An 8,189-nucleotide genomic window follows, 5' to 3' on the forward strand; every position below is an offset into this window, starting at 1 on the left:
ATGATCGTTGGCTTTGAACGCTTAAAGCGTTTCCTGAAGCTTTTTGAAAAAAGCTTTACCAAAAACTTCTTTATATTTACATGATGCGGATGTTGAAGCATGGTCCATGCATATCTCTGGATTCCGTAATCTCGCACCATGTACAGTCAGATTGAAATTAAATATAAAATAAAATATTGAACTGTAAATAATACAACAACACTGAACTTTCTTCGTGCGCGGAACGTTTTCCAGGCGCCCGCCGCATCATGTGGCATGGGTCTGAACGGAAAGATGATCATTCATGTCTCTTGTTGGGAAAGTCGCCGTCGTTACGGGTGCCGCACAGGGGATCGGGCGCGGTATCGCGCTGCGCCTGGCGCGGGAGGGAGCGGATCTGGCTCTGGTCGACCTCAACCCCGAGCGTCTGGCCAGCGTGCGCGCGGAAATAGAAGCGCTTGATCGCAGGGCGATTACGCTGGATGCCGATATCAGCGTGCGCGAACAGGTTTTTTCAGTTGTCGATCAGGCCATGGACCAGTTGGGCGGTATCGATATCATGGTCAATAACGCCGGGGTGGCGCAGGTCAAGGCCCTGCTGGATGTCACGCCCGATGACATGGATCGTATTTTCCAGATCAATGTGGCGGGTACGCTGTGGGGCATTCAGGCGGCGGCGCAGGCATTCAGGAAACAGTCCCGCAAGGGCAGGATCATCAATGCCTGTTCGATAGCCGGGCATGAAGGGTATGCGTTTCTTGGCGTCTATTCCGCAACCAAGTTCGCCGTCAGAGGGCTGACGCAGGCGGCGGCAAAGGAACTTGCATCCTCTGGCATTACCGTAAACGCTTATTGCCCCGGTGTGGTCGGGACGGATATGTGGGTGGATATAGACAAGCGCATGGCCGAAGCGACCGGTGCGGAGGTAGGCGCGACCTATCGCAAATATGTCAGCGGCATCACGCTCGGCCGGGCGGAAACGCCGGATGATGTCGCCAATTTTGTCGCGTGGCTCGCCGGGCCGGATTCAGATTACATGACGGGACAGTCCGTGTTGATTGATGGGGGAATAGTCTTCCGCTAATTCCCCATCTTCCCGTGCCCGACTGCAAGAAAATGGTCTGCCAGTCTGTTGGCCTGCCCGTGGCGGACTGTTTTTGCAGGTGCATACGCCCATGGATGCCGGGATCAGGTTGTGGACAGGAATGTTTCCACAAGCGCCAGAAAGGCCGCGGGAGCCTGTGCATGCACCCAGTGGCCGGCATCCTTGATGACATCCAGCCGGTAATGGGGAAAAAGCTGCCGCATTACGGGGTAGTTCTCCGGCTGGATATAATGCGAACGCCCCCCGGCAATAAACAGCGTGGGACCATCATAATGGGTTCCCGGCGCCATGGTGGGCCATCCAACAATAGCAGGCATGGAGGCGGCGATTTCGTGTATCCCGATGTTCCAGTGCGGTTTTTCGCCCAGATCAAGGTTCATGAGCATGAGATCGCGCACGGGTTTGTCGGAAATGACCTGCGCCAGCCAGGCTTCGGCGCCAGCACGGTCAAGAAAGTCGGGCAAGGGCAGGGCGGCCAGTTTCCGGGCCAGTTGATCGGACTGGGCAAATCCGCCCTGACCGGGCGCAATATCGGCCACCAGCAGGGAACGGACGGCAGCCGGGTGTTGCAGGGCAAGCATCATGCGGTCTTGCCGCCCATTGAATGTCCGATGACCGTTGCGGGCAGGGCGTTGTGCGCTGCAAGTGTTTCGTGCACATCGGCCGCGAGGGTGGGATAATCCATCGGGCCATGTGGCTTTTGCCGTGATTGCGCAGATCAAGCGCCAGCGTGCGATGGGTGGCCGCAATGCGCCGTTGGAAAAAACCAAAATTGCGCGCGCGCCCAAACAGCCCATGAAGAAAGACGACGGGCGGACGGGACAGGTCGCCATTTTCCGGGCCGAGTTCGATCAGGTTGAGAAGCATGGGTAAGCAGGTTCCTGTTTCTGGATCAGATCTATGGAACCATCATAGCCCCGGTTGGTGAAATTGCTGAAATGCGCTTCAGATTATGGATATGATTGCCGGAGCGATCAGTCCCGATATGCCAGACGAGGGCACGTTCCTGCTGTGCGGGCCGTGAAAAAGACACTGTTTAAAAAACTTCCTTACGATTACAGGGTGTTTTGTGAACCAGATTTGTATTTCCTCATGGGCTCGGCCCTGTGGTTCGGTCCATGATGGCGGGCGGGAGAAGATCGTCATTTGCGCTCATCCCAAGCGTAACACCCTCATCATCGCCAATCAGTGAAGGCATATCCAGCAGACCAGATGGCTGGACCGCTTGGGATATGGAAAGACCATATCGAAGCAGGGAAAACAGGAAAAGCATCCCACCGAGAAACCACAGGGACGCCAGGGAGCGTGCCGCCCATGCCGCAATCGGTTCTGGTAAATGCGTGGGATAGATAACCGGCATGGAGGCAAGGACAATACTGCTCCAGACCAGTAATGATGTCATTGGGTCATTGTTGCGGGGCAGGCGTCCGGTGATGTAAAAGCTCCATGGTAGCAGAAGAAGCAGATAATAATGTGTCCACGAGACCGGGCTTGTTACAATACAGAAAGTTATCAGCAGGCTGAAATCGAATATATCCGCGGCATACGGGTCAGGATCGGGCGTGGCCATGAATTCCTTCCGCCATTTCCAGCCAACGTAACCTGTGAATAACAGAAGAAGGAGCGGAATATTTTTTACAAGAATATGGTTGTTGCCCAGAACATCCTGCCCATGCCAGTCGTACAGATAGGCGGGGCCAGTCTGCAAACGTAACAGGAAGGCGCTGAGGGACTGGTTGTTGAAGGCCCCGATCGGCTTTGTTGAGAACTCTACTATGCAATGTTCATACCATCCGTAAGTTATGGATTGCCCGAAAAATATTATGGACGATATAGCCATCGTCGTAATCACCGTCATGCCGGACAGGGCTGCGCGATAGTTGCGACGATAGAAAAAATACAGTATAAAAATCGAAATCATCGGTTTTATTGCCGCGGCCATGCCGATCAGAATTCCCGCCGCATACATCCGCCTGCGTTGTATGAACAGTAATACGCAGATGAGTGCAAACAGTATGAAATGCGTGGTGTTACCCATGGCCACAAGGCTGTACCACAAAGGCCCGTTTGCCAGAAAGAGCAATGCCAGAAGGCTTTTTGTTTTTAAATTGCATCCTTCAGCAAGTAGTATAAATGAGCCTGTTGTAGCCAGAATTCCCAATAAAAGGAAAATATGTTCCGCCATTTCCAGTCCTGACCATGCGAATGGTAAGAACAGATAGGACTCGATTGGCCAGTTGACGAACTCAGCCTGTTCGATCAATGGCCATAAAGCCTGCGGGCCGCCCCGGAGCACCGCTGCCCCCGCTGCATAATACGCCTTTTCGAAATCCACATGAAAAAGGGGATGGTGAATACCGACAGGGAACGCATTGTATATATTTATTGAGATGAGGGAGAGCAGTATAAATAATACTGCCTGCCTTGTCATGAAAAGCCATGTTACGTTGCGCAACACATGCCCCCATTAATATAACAGGATTGAGCCAGACAGATATTCCCAACGCAATGGTGACAAATTGTTTCATTTGGTTAAATTCAAATGGATGTGAAGGAAATTCCCATAATTTCGCCACATGGCAACCGGCCATCCACATTGTTAACTTTGATAGGTTCCGGAATTGTCGTTGCCCCCGGTGGAAAGATGTCCGGAGTTGTGGCGATTTGAGATGGACGGATGTTCGCGTGGCAGCCGATTTTGATTCATCACGTCAATCATAAAGAAATGTTTGGTGAAGCTTTTTTCAAAAAGCCTCTGATCCAGACCGCGCGCAACTGCATGTAACGGGAGCATGAGCCTGTTTCAATAAATCAGAATATAAATTGCAATTGGTTCAGGATGCCGGTCATCGGGAAAGCTCCGATCTCTTCATGTCGGGCCACGAGTTCGTAAGGCAGTTGCGGGGTGTCATGGTGTGTGGAAGCAGGATTGTGCCCCGCTAACGTCGTGGATTATGACTACGTGCCGCATACGGTCTGTAAGTGTGCATCATGCCGGTCACAACGGTTGGCGGAGGAGTGGGGGTTAAACAGGGCGCTTAAACATTCCCGGCGGAATTGTAACCTTGCGCGTCATCCGTATGATACGGGCCGGGTTACGAATTTCACGTTGAGGGCTGGCTTTTATTTTCTTCAGGCAGTTCCGGAATTGTCCGCTTCGATCCTGTTCAGGATAATATTCCGGAAACAAATCAGGGGTTCCAGGTGCGCATTGCAATGATCGGTGGGGGCTATGTAGGGTTGGTCTCCGGCACATGTTTTGCTGAATTCGGCACGGATGTCGCCATTGTTGAAACCAGTCCCGACCGTCTGGCTGCCCTGCGGGAAGGGCGAATCCCGATCTATGAACCCGGTCTGGACCGTCTGGTGGAAGATAACGTGGCGGCGGGCCGCCTGACGTTTGGCGATGACATCGCCGCCGCCATCAAGGGCGTTGACGCCGTGTTCCTGGCCGTGGGCACGCCCTCGCGCCGGGGGGACGGTCAGGCGGATACAAGCTATGTTTATGCCGCGGTTGAGCAGGTTGCCCGCGCGGCGGATGGGTATACCCTCATCGTAACAAAATCCACCGTGCCGGTCGGTACGGGCCGTGAAATCGCCCGTATCGTGCGGGAGATACGCCCCGATCTTGATTTTGAAGTTGCCTCGAACCCGGAATTCCTGCGCGAAGGCAACGCCATTCAGGACTTCATGCGGCCCGATCGCGTCATTATCGGCACGGACCAGCACAAGCCGGGGGACACCACGCGCGCGCAGGATATTCTGCGCAGGCTTTACCGGCCGCTCTACCTGCTTGAAACCCCGATCGTGTTCACCGGGCTGGAGACGGCGGAGCTGATAAAATATTCAGCCAACTCGTTCCTGGCCATGAAGATCACCTTCATCAACGAAATTGCGGATCTGTGTGAGAAAGTGGGCGCGAACGTGACGGATGTCGCCCGCTCCATCGGGCTTGACGGGCGTATCGGCAAGAAATTCCTGCATCCCGGTCCCGGTTTTGGCGGCTCCTGCTTTCCCAAGGATACCCGTGCGCTGACGGCAATCGGCCGTAACGCAGGCTCGCCCGTGCGCCTGATCGAGACGACGGTCGCAGTCAATGAAGCACGCATGCAGGCCATGGCCGCGCGGATCATCGCCTTTGCCGGGGGGGATGTAAGCGGCCTGACGGTTGGCGTGCTCGGCCTGACCTTCAAGCCCGAAACGGATGATATGCGGGAGGCGGCTTCCATCACCATTCTCGACCGGCTTGACAGGGCCGGGGCGCATATCCGGGCTTTTGACCCCGCGGGCATGGAAACCGCACGCGCGGTGCTGCCCGCCGCCGTGACCTATTGCCGCGATGCCGTGGCGGTGGCCGAGGGGGCGGATCTCGTTATCGTGCTGACGGAGTGGAACGAATTCCGCTCGCTTGCTCCCGACAAGCTGAAAAAGCGGATGAAAGGCCGCAAGATCGCGGATCTGCGCAATATATGGGATCCGCAGGCCATACGGGATGCCGGGTTCGACTACATCTCCCTCGGGCGGCCCGAACCGGAAGACTGTTTGAAAACAACTGATTGATAAAAAATAACAAAAGTTTTTGGGTGCCGCCTTTTTTCAAAAAGGCGGTGCTTTTTGAAGCTTTTTGAAAAAAGCTTCATCAGGATTTGCGGACTGTCTTAAGGGCAGTCTTTTACGCCCAATCCCCTGCCAGACCGTGCCATATCCGCCATGTGCGGTTCATGGGCGATGCGGGTCACAACTCTGTGTCTATGGGTCTGGAATGATTAAGTTTCTCGCATCCTGAATGGAAATTTCAATATATCTTAAAAGACAATTATTCAGGAGACGATCATGGGGCGTGTATCGGGAAAAGTGGCTCTTGTTACGGGCGCCGCGCTTGGTATCGGCAGGGCCACGGCCCTGCTGCTGGCGCGTGAGGGGGCGAAGGTGGTTGTGGCCGACCTCAAGGAAAAGGAAGGCCAGGCCACCGTGGCTGAAATCGAATCCGCTGGCGGGGAAGCCCTGTTCGTTTCCCTGAACGTAACGGCGGAAGCGGATTGGGAAAAAGCCATGGCGGCCATCGCCAGCCGGTTCGGGCGGCTGGACATCGCGGTCAATAATGCCGGTATCCTGTATAACGGCTCGGTCGAGACAACCAGCCTTGCGGACTGGCGGCGCGTGCAGTCGGTCAATCTGGACGGGGTATTCCTTGGCACGCGTTACGCGGTGGAGGCCATGAAGCCGCATGGGGGCGGGTCGATCATCAATCTCTCCTCGATCGAGGGACTGATCGGGGATCCCGCCCTTGCCGCCTATAACGCCAGCAAGGGCGGCGTGCGGCTTTTTACAAAATCCGCCGCCCTGCACTGCGCGCGTTCAGGTTACAAAATCCGGGTCAATTCCATCCACCCCGGTTATATCTGGACCCCCATGGTGCAGGGTTTCACCGCCGAAACTCCCGATCAGGCGGCCGCGCGCCAGAAGCTGATCGACCTGCATCCGCTCGGTCATCTGGGTGAACCGGATGACATTGCGTATGGCATCGTGTTCCTTGCATCCGACGAATCAAAGTTCATGACGGGCAGTGAACTGGTGATTGATGGCGGCTACACCGCGCAGTAACGCCCTTTCCACCCCTCCGGCCACGGTTTCGGTGGCCGGATATGTCCGTGGTGTCATCCGCTTTCAGCGGGTCATTGCCTTGAAATTGCGGGTCTGCTCGGTCAGGGCGACTTCCACGGGCAGGCGCTCCATGCTCGATGCACCGTAAAAGCCGTGGCAGTCCGGACAGGCCGCCAGCACTTTCTGCGCATCGGCGGGCATGGCGATCGGGCCGCCATGGCACAGGACAATGATGTCGGAGCGTACCGTGCGGGCTGCTTCCGTAATCTCGTTGATCAGGGTGATGGAATCTTCCAGCGTGAAGGCGGTTTCCGCCCCGATCGCGCCCCCCGTGGTCAGGCCCATATGGGCCACCAGCACGTCGGCCCCCGCCCTGGCCATGTCCACCGCCTGCGCGGGATCGAAGACGTAGGGGGTGGTCAGCAGATCCTTGCGGTTGGCGCGGGCGACCACATCCACCTCAAGGCTGTAGCTCATGCCGGTTTCCTCAAGGTTCTTGCGGAAGGTGCCGTCAATCAGTCCGACGGTGGGAAAGTTCTGGATGCCTGAAAAGCCGACACGTTTGACGTCATCAAGAAACACGTCAAAATCCACGAACGGGTCCGTGCCGTTCACCCCGGCCAGAACGGGTGTGTGCGGGACCACGGGCAGAACCTCGCGCGCCATTTCCATCACGATCTGGTTGGCGTTGCCATAGGCCAGGATACCGGCCAGCGAGCCACGGCCCGCCATGCGGTAACGGCCGGAATTATAGATCACGATCAGGTCGATCCCGCCCGCCGCCTCGCATTTGGCGGACAGGCCGGTGCCCGCGCCGCCGCCCACGATGGGCTTGCGCGCGGCGATCAGGCTGCGGAATTTGGCCAGGATGTCACTGCGGGGAATGCGGGGCATTATCGGGTGTCTCCATAAAGATGCAGGAAAATTCATGCGCCAGCGCCGCGGCGAAGGCCGGGTCGTTGATGGCATGGGGAAGGCGGATCAGGCGGCGGCGCGCGGTCTGTTCCAGCGTGTGCGCCAATGCCGCGTAAAAGGCTTCATCCGCCTCGGGGTCGTAAAAGGGGCCGCCGGGCTGGTCGAGGGAGGAAAAGCCCCCTTCAGGATACAGGAACCGGACCTCGCCCGCGCAGCGGTTCAACTGCTGGCCGATCAGGCGGCCCATTTCACGGCATTCATCGGCATTGGTGCGCATGAGGGTGATCTGGGGGTTGTGTTCGACCAGCCTGCGCTGGCGGTAGCGTTCGGGCACCGTGTCGCGCGCGCCAAAATTGACCATGTCCAGCCCGCCGCAACTGCCCACATACGGCAGCCCCGTGCGGATGGGAGCGCCCAGACGGTCGGAATCACACGGGAAGATGCCGCCTGCCACCAGATCACAGAACTCGGTCAGCGTGACGTCAACCAGACCGCGTATCGTCCCGTCATCGGCCAGACGTTCCATGGCCCGCCCGCCGGTGCCGGTGGCGTGGAAGACAAGACAGTCAAACCGCCCGGACAGATG

The 8,189-nt window shown here is 56.7% G+C and carries 5 protein-coding genes and 2 pseudogenes; 3 read left to right on the forward strand and 4 right to left on the reverse strand.

What is annotated here, in order from left to right; all coding sequences use genetic code 11:
• Positions 1–283: 283 nt before the first annotated feature.
• The gene (locus JCM25156_RS06745; RefSeq protein ID WP_025812563.1) at positions 284–1,063 is read left to right on the forward strand and encodes an acetoin reductase; all 780 of its coding nucleotides are present in this window, start codon (positions 284–286) and stop codon (positions 1,061–1,063) included.
• Positions 1,064–1,167: 104 nt separating this feature from the next.
• Here the strand turns inward: JCM25156_RS06745 and JCM25156_RS22185 are convergent.
• Together JCM25156_RS22185 and JCM25156_RS06755 are read right to left on the reverse strand one after the other, a co-directional pair.
• Positions 1,168–1,951 (reverse strand): annotated as a pseudogene (locus JCM25156_RS22185) (alpha/beta fold hydrolase).
• Between the two features lie 223 nt (positions 1,952–2,174).
• A complete protein-coding gene (locus tag JCM25156_RS06755; protein ID WP_148299350.1) occupies positions 2,175–3,515 on the reverse strand; it encodes a glycosyltransferase family 87 protein in 1,341 nt (446 codons plus the stop codon).
• Between the two features lie 785 nt (positions 3,516–4,300).
• On the opposite strand from JCM25156_RS06755, the gene JCM25156_RS06765 reads away from it, so the two are divergent.
• Together JCM25156_RS06765 and JCM25156_RS06770 are read left to right on the forward strand one after the other, a co-directional pair.
• A complete protein-coding gene (locus JCM25156_RS06765) occupies positions 4,301–5,644 on the forward strand; it encodes a UDP-glucose dehydrogenase family protein (protein WP_025812565.1) in 1,344 nt (447 codons plus the stop codon).
• A 273-nt stretch (positions 5,645–5,917) separates the two neighbouring features.
• On the forward strand, positions 5,918–6,688 hold the full coding sequence (locus JCM25156_RS06770; protein ID WP_025812566.1) for an SDR family oxidoreductase: 771 nt from the start codon (positions 5,918–5,920) through the stop codon (positions 6,686–6,688).
• 63 nt (positions 6,689–6,751) lie between these two features.
• Here the strand turns inward: JCM25156_RS06770 and JCM25156_RS06775 are convergent, their stop codons facing one another.
• Together JCM25156_RS06775 and JCM25156_RS06780 are read right to left on the reverse strand one after the other, a co-directional pair.
• Positions 6,752–7,582, reverse strand: a complete 831-nt coding sequence (locus JCM25156_RS06775; RefSeq protein WP_025812567.1) for a phosphoenolpyruvate hydrolase family protein — start codon at positions 7,580–7,582, stop codon at positions 6,752–6,754.
• Positions 7,560–8,189 (reverse strand): annotated as a pseudogene (locus tag JCM25156_RS06780) (Tm-1-like ATP-binding domain-containing protein); the annotation flags it as partial. The pseudogene JCM25156_RS06780 and the gene JCM25156_RS06775, both read right to left, overlap by 23 nt.

The organism is Komagataeibacter kakiaceti JCM 25156 (genome assembly GCF_000613305.1).

Coding starts and splice junctions, on each gene's coding strand:
- JCM25156_RS06775 (WP_025812567.1), bottom strand. CDS start 7,582: ATGCCCCGCATTCCCCGCAGTGACATCCTGGCCAAATTCCGCAGCCTG.
- JCM25156_RS06745 (WP_025812563.1), top strand. CDS start 284: ATGTCTCTTGTTGGGAAAGTCGCCGTCGTTACGGGTGCCGCACAGGGG.
- JCM25156_RS06765 (WP_025812565.1), top strand. CDS start 4,301: ATGATCGGTGGGGGCTATGTAGGGTTGGTCTCCGGCACATGTTTTGCT.
- JCM25156_RS06770 (WP_025812566.1), top strand. CDS start 5,918: ATGGGGCGTGTATCGGGAAAAGTGGCTCTTGTTACGGGCGCCGCGCTT.
- JCM25156_RS06755 (WP_148299350.1), bottom strand. CDS start 3,515: ATGACAAGGCAGGCAGTATTATTTATACTGCTCTCCCTCATCTCAATA.